The 16,259-nt window shown below is 61.8% G+C and carries 13 protein-coding genes and 1 pseudogene; 7 read left to right on the top strand and 7 right to left on the bottom strand.

The window, feature by feature from the left end; all coding sequences use genetic code 11:
* Positions 1 to 504: 504 nt before the first annotated feature.
* On the bottom strand, positions 505 to 795 hold the full coding sequence (locus Q0L30_RS13500) for a hypothetical protein (protein ID WP_296656988.1): 291 nt from the start codon (positions 793 to 795) through the stop codon (positions 505 to 507).
* A gap of 788 nt (positions 796 to 1,583) precedes the next feature.
* Here Q0L30_RS13500 and Q0L30_RS13495 point away from each other — a divergent pair.
* From Q0L30_RS13495 to cynR (Q0L30_RS13480), 4 genes are all read left to right on the top strand, one after another.
* On the top strand, positions 1,584 to 3,647 hold the full coding sequence (locus tag Q0L30_RS13495; protein ID WP_296656986.1) for an FUSC family protein: 2,064 nt from the start codon (positions 1,584 to 1,586) through the stop codon (positions 3,645 to 3,647).
* Positions 3,644 to 3,775 carry a hypothetical protein gene (locus Q0L30_RS13490; protein WP_296656983.1) on the top strand — a complete coding sequence of 44 codons (132 nt, stop codon included), beginning with the start codon at positions 3,644 to 3,646 and terminating at the stop codon, positions 3,773 to 3,775. Before Q0L30_RS13495 ends, Q0L30_RS13490 begins: the two co-directional genes overlap by 4 nt.
* On the top strand, positions 3,769 to 5,181 hold the full coding sequence (locus Q0L30_RS13485; RefSeq protein ID WP_296656980.1) for an efflux transporter outer membrane subunit: 1,413 nt from the start codon (positions 3,769 to 3,771) through the stop codon (positions 5,179 to 5,181). The genes Q0L30_RS13490 and Q0L30_RS13485 overlap by 7 nt, the downstream gene beginning before the upstream one ends.
* A 221-nt stretch (positions 5,182 to 5,402) precedes the next feature.
* A complete protein-coding gene (gene cynR / locus Q0L30_RS13480) occupies positions 5,403 to 6,395 on the top strand; it encodes a transcriptional regulator CynR (protein ID WP_296656977.1) in 993 nt (330 codons plus the stop codon).
* Between the two features lie 124 nt (positions 6,396 to 6,519).
* On the opposite strand, the gene cynR (Q0L30_RS13475) is transcribed toward cynR (Q0L30_RS13480), so the two are convergent.
* From cynR (Q0L30_RS13475) to Q0L30_RS13465, 3 genes are all read right to left on the bottom strand, one after another.
* Positions 6,520 to 7,524: a transcriptional regulator CynR gene (cynR, locus tag Q0L30_RS13475; RefSeq protein ID WP_296656974.1), complete on the bottom strand. Its 1,005-nt coding sequence runs from the start codon at positions 7,522 to 7,524 to the stop codon at positions 6,520 to 6,522.
* A gap of 153 nt (positions 7,525 to 7,677) precedes the next feature.
* Positions 7,678 to 8,577: an efflux RND transporter periplasmic adaptor subunit gene (locus Q0L30_RS13470; RefSeq protein WP_296656971.1), complete on the bottom strand. Its 900-nt coding sequence runs from the start codon at positions 8,575 to 8,577 to the stop codon at positions 7,678 to 7,680.
* A gap of 1 nt (position 8,578) precedes the next feature.
* Positions 8,579 to 8,803 (bottom strand): DUF1656 domain-containing protein, encoded by a 225-nt coding sequence (locus tag Q0L30_RS13465; RefSeq protein WP_296656969.1) that lies wholly within the window; start codon positions 8,801 to 8,803, stop codon positions 8,579 to 8,581.
* A 973-nt stretch (positions 8,804 to 9,776) separates the two neighbouring features.
* Here Q0L30_RS13465 and Q0L30_RS13460 point away from each other — a divergent pair.
* Positions 9,777 to 10,073, top strand: a complete 297-nt coding sequence (locus tag Q0L30_RS13460) for a hypothetical protein (RefSeq protein WP_296656966.1) — start codon at positions 9,777 to 9,779, stop codon at positions 10,071 to 10,073.
* Between the two features lie 102 nt (positions 10,074 to 10,175).
* Positions 10,176 to 11,096 carry a LysR family transcriptional regulator gene (locus Q0L30_RS13455; protein WP_296656964.1) on the top strand — a complete coding sequence of 307 codons (921 nt, stop codon included), beginning with the start codon at positions 10,176 to 10,178 and terminating at the stop codon, positions 11,094 to 11,096.
* Positions 11,097 to 11,305: 209 nt separating this feature from the next.
* Here Q0L30_RS13455 and Q0L30_RS13450 read toward each other — a convergent pair whose 3' ends face one another.
* Together Q0L30_RS13450 and Q0L30_RS13445 are read right to left on the bottom strand one after the other, a co-directional pair.
* Positions 11,306 to 12,757: an NAD-dependent succinate-semialdehyde dehydrogenase gene (locus Q0L30_RS13450; protein ID WP_296656961.1), complete on the bottom strand. Its 1,452-nt coding sequence runs from the start codon at positions 12,755 to 12,757 to the stop codon at positions 11,306 to 11,308.
* Positions 12,758 to 12,894: 137 nt separating this feature from the next.
* Positions 12,895 to 14,178 carry a 4-aminobutyrate--2-oxoglutarate transaminase gene (locus tag Q0L30_RS13445; RefSeq protein ID WP_296656958.1) on the bottom strand — a complete coding sequence of 428 codons (1,284 nt, stop codon included), beginning with the start codon at positions 14,176 to 14,178 and terminating at the stop codon, positions 12,895 to 12,897.
* A gap of 132 nt (positions 14,179 to 14,310) precedes the next feature.
* Here Q0L30_RS13445 and Q0L30_RS13440 point away from each other — a divergent pair, with 132 nt between their 5' ends.
* Positions 14,311 to 15,963 (top strand): PLP-dependent aminotransferase family protein, encoded by a 1,653-nt coding sequence (locus tag Q0L30_RS13440; protein WP_296656957.1) that lies wholly within the window; start codon positions 14,311 to 14,313, stop codon positions 15,961 to 15,963.
* 15 nt (positions 15,964 to 15,978) lie between these two features.
* On the opposite strand, the pseudogene Q0L30_RS13435 reads toward Q0L30_RS13440, so the two are convergent.
* A pseudogene (locus tag Q0L30_RS13435) lies at positions 15,979 to 16,259 on the bottom strand (hypothetical protein); the annotation flags it as partial.

Raw genomic sequence — 16,259 nt, 5'->3', positions numbered from 1 at the left:
CGTAGACGATGCCCGCATCCAGCGAGCCATACAGCGTGACGCTGCTTTGTGCTTGAGCCGAAATGGCGAACACGCTCAGGACGCCCGCGACGATCAAAGTGTTCTTCATGATATTTCCCATATTGACGTTCATACTGCAATGAAATGGCTGCGAATGTCGGAGCCAGGTTGCGGACGAGATTTAATCGTCAAACCTGCTCCAGCGGGCACGCTGTCTGTGAAACAGATTCTTTCCGAAATCAAAGGTGCTTTCTGAACTTGCCATCAACTCTTTGTTATGAAGAGGAAAATGTCGAGCCCGGCGTAGTCACGGGACAGTCATTTTGCTGTGGTAATCGCGCGACACTGCAGGGGCGTCATGTAGATGGCAATGAAACCTCTCAGGCGAGCGTGAAGCATCTTCCGCATGGCATATCGCATCCATAGATTTGCAATACTAATTAACTGAACTACTCCGGAAATCGTGCAGGATGCCGCCAAACCTCGGGGCGGTTCAGCTCAGCTTCAGAAGTAAATCGTGCACCAGGTCACGGGGCCATTGCACGGCTGCGCCGCTTCACTCTTCTGTGTGTGCCGGATAGAGCCTGCGTTGGCCGGATTGTCTGCCGCATTGCGTCCCGTGTCCGCTGCTGCCCGTTGATCGACCGCTGCTTGCATGACAGGTCCGCTGCTGACGACCTGGTTCCGGGCAATCGCGGCGTCGTTGTGGGCCCGAGTCTGCGCCGATGCAGTCGCGATCGCACCGAAGGTAGCGAGAACAACTACCGGGAGGCGCAGCAGTTTTTGCTTATTCATTTCTTTCAATTCTTCCAAAAATTCAAATGCAAAGTCAGTCGATTCAACCGATCGCAATCTCGACGAGAAAAATTGCTAAGAGATGACGCTGCATTTCATTAAGCTTACTTATCGTCTCAATCGCTCTGCATTGAGATAATGGGCCGATGAGCGCAAGCATGAGGCGCCGAACAGGCAAAGTCCAAGGCGAAAAAACGATCCACGCGATAAGGGAAGCCGATCATTTCGTCACGGTGGAATCGATGCATTCGCGTTGGCCGGAACGCATCTTTGCGACGCGCGTATCGTGTCCAGTGGTCCCGCCGATACAGACGTGGACGCTCTCGCGTTTGCTGGAGTCGATCTCTCATTTCGGCTTTTCAGCTACGTCCCTTTTTATTGACGCATGGTAAAGCGATGACTTGAGCTATCGCAGGAGCCATAAGCTGAGCACATTGTCTCTTTCGGAAATCTGTGTTGGACGCATCGCTGGTAAAGGCGCACAATTCGACATGTTTGCAATAGAGTGAAACCCGCATCAGTTTGTCGGACCTGTCAATGACCCCGTTTGTCAAAGTGCACGTCCGCATGCCCAGCCTTGAAGAGGCATGCGGAGCGCTCACGCCGAAAATGCCTGTAAATCCAGCACTTTTTGTGTGGAGCTTTTTTCCCACACTAACTTCACCGGTGTTCCAGCCGGCACCGACGTCCTGCGTCGCAAGGGGCAAAGTCGGCGCGCATTACCCAGTACGAGCCATTTGTCGTTAGGCATCTGAAAGTCTCGTTAGTTGTTTCCGAAAGGATTTCACGTGCCGCACGCCTCTGCCGCGCCACTTCGGTCGCGCGACGCATTTACTATTGATTCTGGAAAGCTGCTTTTCTCGCTGAGCACTTATTTCGCAGCGGCGCTTGTGCTAGTCATCGCGTTTGTTGCAAGTTTGCCGCGGCCGTGGTGGGCGCTTCTGACTGTCTATGTCACGGCACAGCCCATGGCAGGCGCGTTTTCCCCGCGGGCGCTTCATCGTCTTGCCGGCATCGGCATAGGCGCGCTCGTCACGATCCTGATCGCGCCCAATCTGCAGAACTCTCCCATGCTGCTGGTCCTGTGTCTCGCGATCTGGATCGGTCTGTGCATGTACCTGGCCGTCCTCGACCGCACGCCGCGAGCCTTCCTGTTCCAGATGGCCGCGTTCAGTTCCGCGGTCATCTGCTTTCCCTATCTGGACGACCCGTCGAACATCTTCACGACGACGATTTCGCGCGTCGAAGAAATGACGGTGGCGATTCTTTGCGTGACCATCACGCACCGCGTTCTGCGCCCCACCGATATCCGGTCGGTCATTCACGAACGCGCGCTTTCGTTTTTGAACGATGCCTGCCGCTGGACGAGTGAAGCCTTCGGCGTGCATCACACGCGACTCGAATATGAGCACCGGCGCAAGCTCGCTGCCGATGTGACCGAGCTCGGCATGATGGCTGTGAATCTGCGTTTCGACCGGCGCTTCGCGCATGCGACGCGCGCCACCGTGACGGAGTTGCAACACAGGCTTGCGATCCTGCTTTCGATTGCTTCGGCAGCCGCAAACCGGCTCGACCAGCTTCGCTCGCTCAACGCAGTCGATCGCGAAACCGGCGAGCTGGTTGACTCGCTGGTCAACAGCCTGCATTCCACTCAAGAGATCGGCGAGTCTCGCGACAGCGAACTGGTGTCGCGTTGCAGGGCGCTCGCCGAAGAGCGCCTGCAACACCGGCAATGGACATCGCTGCTCGCGGCAAACCTCTTTGAACGCACCGCGGAGTTCCTCGAGACGCTGCAAGCTGCGCGCGGCCTGGTTCGCGCATTCGCCGAGGGCAAGCTCGACCAGGGACTTCAGGCTCAGGTCGCGAGAAGCAGCAGCAATTTTCCGCTGGCTCGGGATCATGGCGTCGCGCTCCTCGCCGGCGCCGCGATGACGACTGCCATCATGATCTACTGCGCGGTATGGATCCTGCTGGCATGGCCGAACGGTGCGGCGACTGCGGCATTCGCCGCGCTGGTCACCTGTTCGTTTGCTGCGCAGGACGATCCCGCGCCTGCGATCGGCCGGTATCTGATCGCGACGCTGATGACGTTTCCGCTCGCTGCGCTCTATCTGTTCGTGATCCTGCCGCGCGTCGACGGGGCCGCCATGCTCATCCTGACGCTTGCACCGGCGCTCATCTGGATGGGATACCTGCAGGCCGACCCCGCGCGCAGCGCGCGCGCGTTGCCGATGCTCTCCTGCTTCATCGTCGCCATGGGTTTCCTCGACCGGTTTCAGGCGGACTTCGCAGGCTTCGTCAACACCGGGCTCGCGCAGGTGGGCGGCATCATCACCACGCTCGTTGTCACCAGACTGTTCCGGTCGGCTAACTCACGCTGGACCGCGTATCGCATCGTGCGTCAGAACTGGGCGGATCTGGCGCAACTGGCCGACCCGGCCCAGCCGCTCGCGGAGCGTGCGTGGACGGCGCAGGCCGTCGACCGTCTGGGCCAGATCGCGGGGCGCATGGCGCTGGCGAACGCCGGTGATGTGCTGCACGCCGCCAACGGCCTCGATGATCTGCGCATCGGCCGCAACATCATCCGCGTGCGTCACGGTCTGGAAGATCGCGATGCGGACACGCGCATGGTGATCGAAGCAGCGCTTCGCGAGGTGTCGGCGCTGTATCGCGCAAGGCTTTCCGCACACCATCCGTTGCCGGGCACGGCGGTCCTGCTGGCGTCGCTCGAACGGGCCATCGACGTCGCCGCGAGCCAGCCCGCGAAGCGCGAAGACTCAACCGTGATGGCGCTCGTCGGCTTGCGCTGCAATCTCTTCCCGCACACGCATCAACACCGGGAGGCCGAATGATGATTGAAGAAAACCACAATTTCGGGGGCGATATGCCTGGCGTGCGCCTCGTGTCCGGCCAGGCGGCTTCCGCTGAAATTCACCCGCATGCAGGCGATGTCGCCGAGCGCAGGAGCGTCGCATGGTAAGCGCCCGGAGAATGGTGATGGCGGCGATCTGCGTGGCCTGCGCAGGCTGCGCGGAAGTCGGCCCGGACTACAAGGTGCCGCCGCAAGCGGTCGTCAATGCACCTGCGGCGCATGGCGCGTTTATCTCCGGCACGTCGGTCGCCTCGGAAGCGCCCGTGCCCGATTACTGGTGGCGTCTCTTCGACGATTCCACTCTCGATCGACTGATCGAGAACGCGCTTGCCAGCAATGTCGATCTCAAGGCCGCGCAGGCCAATCTCGAACGCAGCGACGCGCTGCTCGGGCTCGCACGCACGGCACGCGAACCGTCTGTGGGGTTCGACGCGTCCACCGCCTATACGCAGCAATCGGCGGAAGCGTCGCTGTCGCATGTCGAGCCGCCCAGGCACGAAATCTACAATGCGGGCTTCACGATCAGCTACGACCTCGATCTCTTCGGCGGCATCCGCCGCGGGATCGAAGCCGCCGCAGCCGACCGCGAAGCCGTCGTCGCCGCCCGCGATCTCGTGCGCGTGAATGTCGCCGCGCAAACGGCGCGCGCCTACTCGGATCTCTGCAACGCCGGCAACGAAATCGATATCCTGCAACGGCAAATCTCCGTGCAGGAGCGCCGTCTCGCGCTCACACGCGAACTGATCGCCAATGGCCGCTCTCCCTCATTCAATCAGGAGCGGGAACGCGGCGCGATTGAAGACAGTCGCGCACAGCTTGCCCCGCTTCAGGCGAAGAGGATGAATGCCGCCTTTAGTCTGGCCACGTTGATGGGCCAGCCGCCCGCCAACTACGACAAAGCGCTTCTCGCTTGCCACACACCGCTTGAACTGAAGACGCTGCTTCCGGCAGGCGACGGACGCACGCTGCTGAGCCGGCGGCCCGACGTACGCGCCGCGGAACGCCATCTGGCCGCTGCGACGGCGGAAATCGGCGTGGAAACGGCGGCGCTCTATCCCGACATCAAGATTGGCGCGTCGATCGGATCGACCGGCGCAGCCAGCAGTTTCTTTACGCCGCTTACAAACCGGTTTGCCGTGGGCCCCATGGTGAGCTGGGATTTGCATCGCAGCGCGATCCGCGACCGGATAACGGCCGCTCAGGCACAGAGCCGCGTGAGCCTCGCGCGTTTCGACAGCACGGTGCTTACGGCGCTGCGCGAGACGGAAACGTCGCTCGACAATTACGCCTCCGCGCTTGACCGGTTGCAGCGACTCGAATCCGCGCGTGACTCAGCGCGCGCAGTCGACGAGCGCACCGACGAGTTGTGGCGCGGCGGGCGAGTCGGCGGTCTCGAAGCACTCGACGCCCAACGCACCTGGCTCGCCGCCGAGAACGCGGTCGCTGCCGCACAGTCGGACGTCAACAATGACCAGATATCAACGTTTCTGGCATTGGGGGGCGGGTGGCAGTAGATCTGCCGCCATCGCTCGCCGCACGTCGCTCATGCCTTGATCAATTACCTGATTTTCATTCGATGTTCGATACTTCACCTTTGACACTGCCGAAAAACAACCTCCCCGCCGCCGGTGAATTCCACGACGCATGCGCCGCACACGCAATTACGAAAGCGAAAGCAGCCGTCGATCCGGGCAACGGCGGGAGCAGGGAATCCGAAAACCATGACGGAAAACAGATGGACGATCATGCGCAATTCGGCCTGCGAAAGAGGGGGCTCATGCCGCGCAACCCGCTCTTGCGAAACATCAGTTATCTGCTCGCCGTCGATGAGAACCGGAACTTCACGCGCGCAGCGGATGCACTCTGCGTTTCGCAGTCGGCACTCTCGCAAAAGGTGCGTCAACTGGAGGATGAGCTTGGAGCCCAGCTGTTCGACCGCGGCGGAAGAGTTGTCCGCCTGACCGAATTCGGCAACATCTACCTCGAGTATGCGCGCCGCGCCTATTACGATCTCCTGACCGCGCAGCGCGCCGTGAAGGATGTCCACGATCTTTCGCGCGGTCAGTTGCGTGTTGCCTTTACGCCGACCTTCACCGAATATCTCGTCGCTCCGGTCATCGAGCATTTCCACGAGAAGTACCCCGGCGTCATCATCGAAATGACCGAAATGTCGCTGGATGCGGTGGAAACCGCGCTCGTCGAAGATCAGGTCGATCTCGCATTCGGCTTCACCGACGTGCGCTCCGACGAAGTTGAAGCGGAGCCGCTTTTCCCCGAGCAATTGATGCTCGTGGTCGGCAACGACCATCCTTTGGCAACGCAGTCCACTCCAGTCACACCGGAGCAGTTCGCCAAAATACCGCTTGCGCTGCTTACAACGAATTTCGTGTCACGCTTTTATGTCGAAAGCTATTTCACGTCCCGCGAAATGCAGCCCACGGTTGCATTGCAGGCGAATTCGATCAGCGCCGTGCTCAAAATCGTAAGCCACGGAAAAATCGCGACGATCTTGCCGAGTTCGATCGAGTTCGAGCATCGCAACTTTCAATACGTGTCCCTGAATCCGGCGTTCCCCGTGCGGACAGCCGCGCTGCTGCGCTACAAACGTGCTTACCGCTCCGTCGCCTCGACAGCCTTTGCCGCGTCTGTCATGGAATTGCTCGACGATGGATGCCTTTCATCGCTTCGGACGTTGAAAGGTGGGATCGCCGACCCGGACGCCCAATAGCCGGATAGATTCGAGCGGGCCCACCACTGCGTCAAAAATAACGATTGCAGAAAAAGCGTGGACCATGGATTTGCCGGAAACCCGACGGCCCTGGTGAAGGGCGCGGGTCATCAGGTGCCGTGATCTATCGAGAGGTACCTGACAGGTTCCTGGATTGCAGCTGCGATTGATGTTGCGTGGCGCTTCCGGCCGGGTTGTCGAAGCTCTTTGTCGGCATGCGCAGCGGTATCAGGCATCCGCTGGTGAGCAAGCCGAGAACTGCGGCGGAGAAGGCCGTTGCGGGCGCGGACCGGTACGCCCGCCGGGATCTAAGCAGAGCCGTCGTCCGCATCGGAAACGGCGGATTCAGTGAAACATATTGCAGGTCGCGATGCTCGAATTCGATCGTATTCGGCAATATCGTCGCGATCTTTCCGTGGCTCACGATCTTGAGCACCGCACTGATCGAATTCGCCTGCAACACGACGGTGGGCTCCATGCCGCAGGACTCGAAATAGCTGTCGACATAGAAGCGCGATACGAAACTCCGTGTCAGGAGCGCCAGCGGTATCTTCGACAACTGTTTTGGCGTGACCGGCGAGCGCTGCTTGGCGAGCGCATGTGTCCTGCCGACCGCGAGCGTCAGTTGCTCGGGGAAGAGCGGCGCGGCTTCGATCTCGTCGGAGCGAATGTCGGTGAACCCGAACGCGAGATCCACTTTGTCGGCGATGAGCGCGCTTTCCACGGCGTCGAGCGACATTTCCGTCATTTCGACGACCACGCCGGGATATTGCTCGTGAAAATGTGCGACGACCGGAGCGATGAGATACTCAGTGAACGTTGGGGTAAAGGCGATCCGCAATTGCCCTCGCGACAGATCGTGTACGTCATGCATGGCACGCTGCGCGGTAAGCAGATCGTTGTAGGCGCGGTGCGCGTACTCCAGATAGACCGTGCCGAAATCGGTCAGACGAACGACTCGCCCGCTGCGGTCGAATAATTGCGCTCCCAGTTCCTCTTCCAGTTGACGCACCTTCTGCGAAAGCGCTGACTGTGAAACGCAGAGCGCATCCGCTGCGCGCGTGAAGTTCCGATGCTCGTCGATCGCGAGCAAATAACTGATGTTTCGAAGTAGGGGAGTACGCTGCATGGGCTTCTGATTCTGAGAGGTCGAGTGTTGAGGCGCGATGTTTTTATTTCGCCTTTGTTTGTGTCGCCGGCTCCAGTGTCGTGGCGTTGTAAAGGCCCGGGTACGCGGGCGCCGATTGCATGGCGATGTTCACGCGCACGAGGTCCCGGGCGGTTACCACGGAAGGCTTCGGCGCACCACGACATCGCCCGCACGGGAATGAATCTCCACGGATGCGGTCTGGCCCGGCACGAGGCGCACGTGGGGTGGAACCGAATCGATGGCGATGCGCACCGGAATCCGCTGCGCCAGACGCACCCAGGTGAACGACGGATTCACGTTGGCGAGCTTCGCGTCGCCGCCTTCGCGTTCGCGATCCTGTATCCCGCCGGCAATGCTTTGCACATGGCCACGGATTTCGCTGGCCACGCCCATCAGATAGATGCTCGCGGGGTCGCCGACGTGAATGGCCGGGAGCTTGGTCTCCTCGAAATAGCCTTCCACGCGCAGCGACTGATTGTTGACAAGCGCCATCGCACCTTGTCCTGCGGTGAGATAGGTGCCGGGCAGGAGTCCTACGTTGGAGACGACGCCGTCGACCTGCGCCCGCACGAGTGTGCGCTCGAGATTCAATGCTGCAAGATTGCGCGCGGCCTGGGTCTGCGCAACCGTGGCACGCAGCTTTTCCACTTTCGCCGTGCCTTGCTCCGTCGATTCCGTCGCGACGACGTCAGGCATCGAGTGATTCCGCTTGTCTTCGCGTACTGCCTCGTCCAGGTCTGCGCGTGCGCTCGCGAGATTGGCGTTGGCCTGATCCAGCGCGATCCTGTAGCGCGACGGATCGATCACCATCAGAACCTGCCCCTGCTTGACTGATTCGTTGTCGCGCACGCGCACCTCTGTCACGAGGCCGCTGATATCGGGGGCAATCGGCACGATGTCCGCCCGAACCTTGCCGTCGCGCGTGAGCGGCTCGATTTGATAGCGGACCCACAGTGCGTAGATGGCCCCCAGTACGCCCAGGACGACTGCTACAGTGAGGGCGGTTCGGAGGAGACTGGTAAATCGCTGCATGTCAGGAAATGAAACCGTGGGGGAAACAGGCATCGGCGAGGCGCGTGATTCCCCACCAGAGCAGGAAGAATGTCGCCAGGTCGATCAGCCCGGGATGCCAGAGAAACTGGCGCAACGGAATGCGCGCCAGGATTCCGCGCGAAAGAAACGTGACGGTTAGCGCAATGGCCGCCCAGAACAAGGCGGACGGCATATAAACGCCGAAAAGGCGGATTTCTTCGATCATTGAACAGCGCCTCCAGATGAATACGCGCTCAGAAAAAATGGGCAGCGCATGCCGGCGAGCGCCATCGAGGCCGGGCCTTTGCGTATTGCCGACTGCCGGGCGGCCACGAAGGGGAGAGCATGCTCATGTGTGACCGGGTGAATGTCGCCACGCCGGAAAAGGGCGCAAATAATCGCTGCCGTCCGGACAGGAAAAACACTCGATGAGAAACGCGGTTCTCCAGAATCGACGGCAGTTGAATCGCACGACCGAAGTGGAGCGGCTGAAGCTTGTGGCACGGGAATTCCTTTGGCGCAACGACGGATGGCGACGTCAAACCTGTGACGGCGAACGACCGGATTGATCCGCTGGAAGAGGCCACATGGGCTGCTTCGTTTGGCTTGCGTTGGAGTGGGCCAGGTCGGGATCGGGAAAACAATCCCACACGAAATGTGTAGTTTTTGCGGGCATTTCAGGCATTAGCGCGCAGCTTGCGTCATTAATCTGTAAGCGTGACGACGCGCATTTGACAAAGCAGAGCTAACACGAACTTGAAAAGCGGATTCGGGTTTTGCTCGATTGCGATACAAAAAATTGTGCCCGTTGACCGCAAATGTGTCCAAGACGGTTTTCCGAAAGCAGTGATCGACCTGGCTTATGAGTATCTCGTTGCTGTGCCGGGATCGAATTGCGATCACGGCAGTGCGTCGTGCGCCCTGACGAACTTGCGGGAGCAAACGAGGAGGACGTCTTGCACGGTGCGATCCTGACTTATCGGTTTACCTAATGGCGTAGATCGAAAATTCTCCTTGGACTTTATACATCGAACAATTCATGCTTCTCCCTGTCGGTTCGAGATCACGTAGGGAAACGACGAAGAAGAATCTTTAGCCAGAGTGCAGCAACGTCAAGGTCAAGCCGCACATCTTCTCGCCAGATCGCCATCTGATCAATCGACGCTTCTGAAATTCAGTCTTTAAGTTAGGAATTCATAATGAAAAAGCAATCGATGCTTCATCTTTCGGTGGTTATTCTTGCGTCTGTTGGTGCATTCTCGATGGCATCGCAACAGGCTTACGCACAGGTGGATCATCAGCAGGCACAAACCCAACCCGCAGCACTGGCTCAAGTGGCTGACGTGCAGCAAGCAGGCGCCGTCGATGGGCACGGCGCGACGGCTGGTTCGGCAGACGCGGTCGCTCACCAGCACAACGGACGCTGGAATCGCGGTCCCGCAACGCCGGAGTGCGTCGGCCCCGTTAGCTTCTGCAATGTGTTCTTCGGCAGCTGAGCTTACGCATTACTACGCGGTTAATTGCCTGATTCATTGCGGTTTTGATGAAAACGCTGTGCGTAAGACACGCATTTTCTCGAACGTCAACGTACGGTTATTGTGAATCACTTATTTAGCGCGATGCAGGTCTTCCTCAAGGTTGCCGACACTGAGCAGTTCACGCGGGCCGCTCAGCAACTCAACCTGTCCCCATCGCGCGTGAACCGCTATGTCGATGATCTCGAGTCGCGCCTCGGTGTAAAGCTGCTTCAAAGATCCGCTCGAAGATCGGTTCTCACAGACGTTGGTGCGCAATACGCGCGTGGATGCCGAACGTTGCTGTCAAGCCTCGCCAGTGTTGAGGCCTCGGCAACGCGCGCGTCCACGGCAATCGCCGGCGAGCTTCGTGTCGCCATGATCAGCGGTCTTGCCCAGCAGGGATTTGCGGCGCTTTTCGCCGAATACCGTGCCAGTTATCCGGACGTGTCGCTGTATGTAACGTCGACTGAGACGGAAGTCGATCTGGTGAGTGGCAGATTCGATGTGGGAATCTTGAGCGATGAGATGATCAAGTCCACCACCCACATATCGCGCACATTGATTCGTTCCAGGTTGGTGCCCGTTGCTGCGCCCTCATATCTCGAATGCGCGGCCGCACCGCTGCGGCCGGATCACCTGGATGCGCATCGTGTGATTGGTTTTGCAGCGTGGGGGAGAAACAAGTATTGGAACTTCACGGGTGACGAAGATTATTGCGTTCGCGTGAGCGAAGCATTCGTCGCAAGTAGCCGAATGATGCAAAAACAGCTGGCGATTGTCGGAGCGGGCATTACATTGCTCCCTGAATGCCTGATTGAAGACGAACTGCGACGCGGCGATCTCGTACGCCTGCTGGACGCCTATCGCGTGTCGGACGACGGCATGAACATATCGCTCGTGTATCCGAGCCGGGAGTTTCTCCCCGGACAGGTTCGGGCTTTTGTCGAATTGGCTTCGGAATATGTCGCCCGCGGTCGCAGCGGTCCTGTCGCAGTCTGCTAGCCGCAAGGTGGTGGCGGTGACGATTTGCAAATGAGATGGTGTCCATGACGATCTCCAAAGAGGAAACAGCCCGATCGGCGTAAGCCGATCGGGCTGTTTCGGTCAGGCTGACCATCTCGTCGACGTCGGCGCGCAGCGTGCCAATCGCTGCGCGCCGGCGCTGTCGTCTACGACTCGAGGGCGCCGCGTGTGGCGGCGCCCGCCGCGCCTTAGATGCCACCCATGCACAGGTACTTGACGACGACGTAGTCATCCACGCCGAAGTGCGAGCCTTCGCGGCCCAGGCCCGATTGCTTGACGCCGCCGAACGGCGCGACTTCGTTCGAGATCAGGCCGGTGTTGATCCCCACCATGCCGTATTCGAGCGCTTCGGCCACGCGCCACACGCGGCCGATGTCGCGGCTGAAGAAGTAGGCGGCAAGACCGAACTCGGTATCGTTCGCCAGCTTGATCACTTCCTCATCGGACGAGAAACGGAACAGCGGCGCCACCGGGCCGAACGTTTCGTCGCGCGCGACCTTCATCGCGGTCGTCACGCCGGTCAGGATGGTCGGCTCGAAGAAGCCGTGGCCAAGCGCGTGGCGCTTGCCGCCCGTGAGGAGCTGTGCGCCCTTCGCGAGTGCGTCTTCGATGTGCGATTCCACCTTCAGCACGGCCGCTTCGTTGATGAGCGGACCTTGCGTCACGCCGCTCTCGGTGCCGAGGCCGACCTTCAGTTTCTCGACGGCGTCGCGCAGCTTGGCCGCGAACGCGTCGTACACCTTGTCGTGAACGTAGAAGCGGTTCGTGCAGACGCAGGTCTGGCCGCTGTTGCGATACTTCGAGGCGACGGCGCCTGCAACGGCCGCATCGAGATCGGCGTCTTCGAACACGATGAACGGCGCGTTGCCGCCCAGTTCGAGCGAGACCTTCTTCACGGTCGGCGCGCACTGGCCCATCAGCAGACGGCCCACCGCCGTCGAGCCCGTGAACGACAGCTTGCGCACGGTCGGGTTGCCCGTCAGTTCGCCGCCGATGGCCTTCGGGTCGCCGGTCACGACGCTGAATACGCCTGCGGGCACGCCTGCGCGCTGCGCGAGCACGGCCATCGCGAGCGCCGAGAAGGGCGTCGCTTCAGCGGGCTTCACGACGATCGGGCAGCCCGCGGCCAGCGCCGGGCCGACCTTGCGGGTGATCATCGCGGAGGGGAAGTTCCACGGCGTGATCGCGGCGCAGACGCCAATCGGCTCCTTCGTGATGACGAGACGGCGGTCGGGCGCGACCGTCGGAATCGTGTCGCCGTAGATGCGCTTGCCTTCTTCCGCGAACCATTCGAGGAACGAGGCGGCGTAGCCGATTTCGCCCTTCGCTTCGGCGAGCGGCTTGCCCTGTTCGGTGGTGAGGATCAGCGCGAGGTCGTCGGCGTGCTCCATCATCAGGTCGTGCCACTTGCGCAGGATCGCGCCGCGCTCCTTGGCGGTCTTCGCGCGCCATGCCGGCCATGCGGCGTTCGCGGCGGCGATGGCGCGGCGCGTTTCGGACGCGCCCATACGCGGCACCGTGCCGATCAGCGCGCCGGTGGCGGGATTCGTCACGTCGAGCGTGGCGCCGTCTTCGGCGGCTTGCCATTCGCCCGCGAGGAAGGCCTTGTTTTGCAGCAGCGATGCGTCTTTCAGGTTCATGGTGGAACTCCAGACTTACTTCGATTCGATTGATCTGTTAAGCGCGAACGGCACAGCGGCGCGTGCCGCTGTGCCGTTCGCCTGGCGTCGTGACACGCGTACTCGCGCGCGTACCAGGCCGCAACTCAGGCCGCAACTCAGGCCGCGACGCCGACCGCTTCCTTGATCGATTCTTCGACGATGCCGAGCGCTTCGTCGAACACATTGTCCTGGACGGTCAGCGGGAACAGGAAGCGCACGACGTTGCCGTACACGCCGCACACGAGCAGGATCAAGCCGCGCTCGAGCGCCGCTGCCTGCACGCGCTTCGTGAAGTCGGCGTCCGGCTCGGTCGTGCCGGCCTTGCCGAATTCGACTGCGATCATCCCGCCCGGGCCGCGCACGTCGACGATTTGCGGCACTTCGGCCTTCATCGCATTCAGCCTGGCTTTGAGCTTGTCGCCGAGGCGCGTGGCGCGCTCGCAGAGCTTCTCTTCGTCGATGATGTCGAGCACCGCGTGCGCCGCCGCGATGGCCAGCGGGTTGCCCGCGTACGTGCCGCCGAGGCCGCCGGGCGCTGCCGCGTCCATGATCTCCGCACGACCGACCACGCCCGACAGCGGCATGCCGCCCGCGAGGCTCTTGGCGATCGTCATCAGGTCAGGCGCGACGCCGTGATGCTCCATCGCGAACAGCTTGCCGGTGCGCGCGAAGCCGGTTTGTACTTCGTCGGCGACCAGCAGGATGCCGTGCGTGTCGCAAATCTTGCGCAGGCCTTGCACGAAGTCCGTCGGTGCGGGGGTGAAGCCGCCTTCGCCCTGAACCGGTTCGAAGATGATCGCGGCCACGCGCTTCGGATCGACGTCGGCCTTGAACAGCGTTTCGATGGCCTTCAGCGAATCGGCGGTCGTGATGCCGTGGATCGGGTTGGGATACGGTGCGTGGTAGACATCCGACGGGAACGGGCCGAAACCGAGCTTGTACGGCGCGACCTTGCCGGTGAGGGCCATGCCCATCAGCGTGCGGCCGTGGAAGCCGCCCGCGAAGGCGATCACGCCCGGCCGGCCGGTTGCGGCGCGTGCGATCTTCACGGCGTTCTCGACGGCTTCCGCGCCGGTCGTGAAGAAGGTGGTCTTCTTCGCGAAGTTGCCGGGTGCGCGCTTCGAGATTTTCTCGGCTAGCGTGACATACGACGCGTACGGGACGACCTGGTAGCAGGTGTGCGTGAAGTGATCGAGCTGCTCGCGCACGGCGGCGATGACCTTCGGATGACGATGGCCCGTGTTGCAGACGGCGATGCCGGCTGCGAAGTCGATGAAGCGGCGGCCTTCGACATCCCACAGTTCTGCGTTCTCGGCGCGCTCGGCGTAGAAGTTGCACATCACGCCCACGCCGCGCGGGGTGGCGGCGTCCTTGCGGCTTTGCAGTTCAGCGTTATTCACGGTTTATCTCCTTCACGGTCGATTCTGGGTATGGGTGGGACTCGGGCCGACTGGCGGCCGATGGAGCGACTATACTCACGTTTGGCTCTAACTTTCAGAGCCATTCAATAAAATTCATAGGAGCCAATTGCGATGCGAGCGAGCGTGCTGTCAGACTGGCTGGCCCAGCGGCTGGAGCGCGGGAGCGGTCAGCCGGTCTACCGGCAGCTGCACCGGCTGCTGCAGCAGGCGATCCTGTCGCGCGAATTGCCCGCTGGCGCGCGGGTGCCGTCGTCGCGGCTGCTGGCGGCCGAGCTGGGAATTGCACGCAATACCGTCACGCAGGTCTACGAGCAACTGGTGCTGGAGGGGTACGTGACCTCCACGACCGGGCGCGGGACGTACGTTGCCGATACGTCGCCCGACGAGATCGTGGGCGCGAATGAACGGGGCGCTTTCGGGTCGGATCGGGTGATGGCCGCGGGCGGCGCAGCGCTCCGGCTGCCCGCGCTCGCGCCAGCGGGTGGGTCCACGGTTGTGCCAGCCAGCCTTGGGCGCGCGGATATGGCCGGCACGTTGGCCAGTGCGGCGCCGCTGGTCGCGACAGGCGGCTCGCATGCGCCGCGCGACGCGGTACGCGCGCTTTCCGCGCGCGGTGCACGGCTGGTCTCAGGCGCGGGCGTGTCGAAGCGCCAGGGCGGTGCGTTCATGCCCGGCGTGCCGGACGTCTCGCGGTTTCCCGCACGTGTCTGGACGCGGCTCCATAACAAGTACTGGCGCAGCCTGCGCCCGGATCTGCTCACATACGCGCCCGGCGGCGGGCTCGCGCTGCTGCGCCATGTGCTGGCCGATTACCTGCGCACCTCGCGCTCGGTGCGCTGCTCGCCCGAGCAGATCATCATCACGACCGGCATCCACCAGTCGGTCGATCTGGCCGTGCGGCTGCTGACCGATTCCGGCGATGTCATCTGGACCGAGGATCCCTGCTATTGGGGCCTGCGTAGCGTGCTGCACGTTTCGGGGCTGAATCCGCGTCCGATTGCCGTGGACGGCGAGGGGATCAATCCCTCGGCGGACGACTTCGCCGCGCCGCCCAAGCTGATTCTCGTTACGCCGTCGCACCAGTATCCGCTCGGCATGGTGATGAGCCTCGCGCGCCGGCGCATGCTGCTCGAATACGCGCGCCAGCATCAGTGCTGGATCATCGAGGACGATTACGACAGCGAGTTCCGCTACGGCAGCCGTCCGCTCGCGTCGCTGCAGGGCCTCGACGACGCGGGCCAGGTGATTTACGTGGGCAGTTTCGGCAAGACGCTGTTCCCCGGGCTGCGCGTGGGCTACCTCGTGGCGCCCGAGGCGCTAGCCGAGAGCTTCGCCACCGCGAGCGCCGAGCTGTATCGCGAAGGTCAGTTGCTGCAGCAAGCGGTGCTGGCGGAATTCATCGCGGAAGGGCATTTCACGTCGCATATTCGCAAGATGCGCGCGCTGTACGGTCAGCGCCGCGAGGCGCTGCTGGACGCCGCCGCGAGCCGCTACGGCCACGCGCTGCCCGCGATGGGCGGCGATGCGGGGCTGCACGTCGTGATGAAGTTGCCCGCGGGGTGCGACGACCGTGCGGTGTCGGAGGCCGCGCTGGCGCGCAATATCGTCGTGCGGCCGCTGTCGGGGTATTACTCGGATCCGGCGCGTTCGAGCGCGGCGTCGGGCTTGCTGATCGGCTATGCGTGCGTGCCCGATGAGGAGATCGCTCCGGCGTTCAATACGCTTGCCGAAGCGATTGATGCGACGATTCCCGAGGTCGTCTAAGCCGAGAACCTGAGGCTACCTTGGCGCTGGAACCATCGATTCACTGATGTGCCTCGCGTGCTCCGCCGCCCGCTCGTCGCGCACGCGTTGCTTCTCTTCCCCGACGTAATCGCTCGCACCGAACGTATCGGTTGCCCGTGTCTGGAAGTACAGCATCGGCGAAAGCAGATGATCGTGCCAGCTCGTCAACATCGTGTCGTGAACCAGCAGGTCAAAAAGCGCCATCACTTTCGGTGGAAGCGGGTTGGTGCCGCTCAGGCCCATCCGCCACGCGTGCACCAGTTGCTCCTGCCCGG

The sequence above is a fragment of the Paraburkholderia sp. genome, from assembly GCF_024281035.1.
In the GTDB taxonomy this organism is placed as follows: Bacteria; Pseudomonadota; Gammaproteobacteria; order Burkholderiales; family Burkholderiaceae; genus Paraburkholderia.
The sequence above is the reverse complement of the archived record's forward strand: the minus strand, read 5'-3'. Positions and strand labels throughout refer to the sequence as shown.

What these genes read in the sequence shown, in the direction of transcription:
- Q0L30_RS13500 (WP_296656988.1), bottom strand. Translation starts at nt 795, where the DNA reads ATGAATAAGCAAAAACTGCTGCGCCTCCCGGTAGTTGTTCTCGCTACC.
- Q0L30_RS13490 (WP_296656983.1), top strand. Translation starts at nt 3,644, where the DNA reads ATGATGATTGAAGAAAACCACAATTTCGGGGGCGATATGCCTGGCGTG.
- Q0L30_RS13485 (WP_296656980.1), top strand. Translation starts at nt 3,769, where the DNA reads ATGGTAAGCGCCCGGAGAATGGTGATGGCGGCGATCTGCGTGGCCTGC.
- cynR (WP_296656977.1), top strand. Translation starts at nt 5,403, where the DNA reads ATGGACGATCATGCGCAATTCGGCCTGCGAAAGAGGGGGCTCATGCCG.
- cynR (WP_296656974.1), bottom strand. Translation starts at nt 7,524, where the DNA reads ATGCAGCGTACTCCCCTACTTCGAAACATCAGTTATTTGCTCGCGATC.
- Q0L30_RS13470 (WP_296656971.1), bottom strand. Translation starts at nt 8,577, where the DNA reads ATGCAGCGATTTACCAGTCTCCTCCGAACCGCCCTCACTGTAGCAGTC.
- Q0L30_RS13465 (WP_296656969.1), bottom strand. Translation starts at nt 8,803, where the DNA reads ATGATCGAAGAAATCCGCCTTTTCGGCGTTTATATGCCGTCCGCCTTG.
- Q0L30_RS13460 (WP_296656966.1), top strand. Translation starts at nt 9,777, where the DNA reads ATGAAAAAGCAATCGATGCTTCATCTTTCGGTGGTTATTCTTGCGTCT.
- Q0L30_RS13450 (WP_296656961.1), bottom strand. Translation starts at nt 12,757, where the DNA reads ATGAACCTGAAAGACGCATCGCTGCTGCAAAACAAGGCCTTCCTCGCG.
- Q0L30_RS13440 (WP_296656957.1), top strand. Translation starts at nt 14,311, where the DNA reads ATGCGAGCGAGCGTGCTGTCAGACTGGCTGGCCCAGCGGCTGGAGCGC.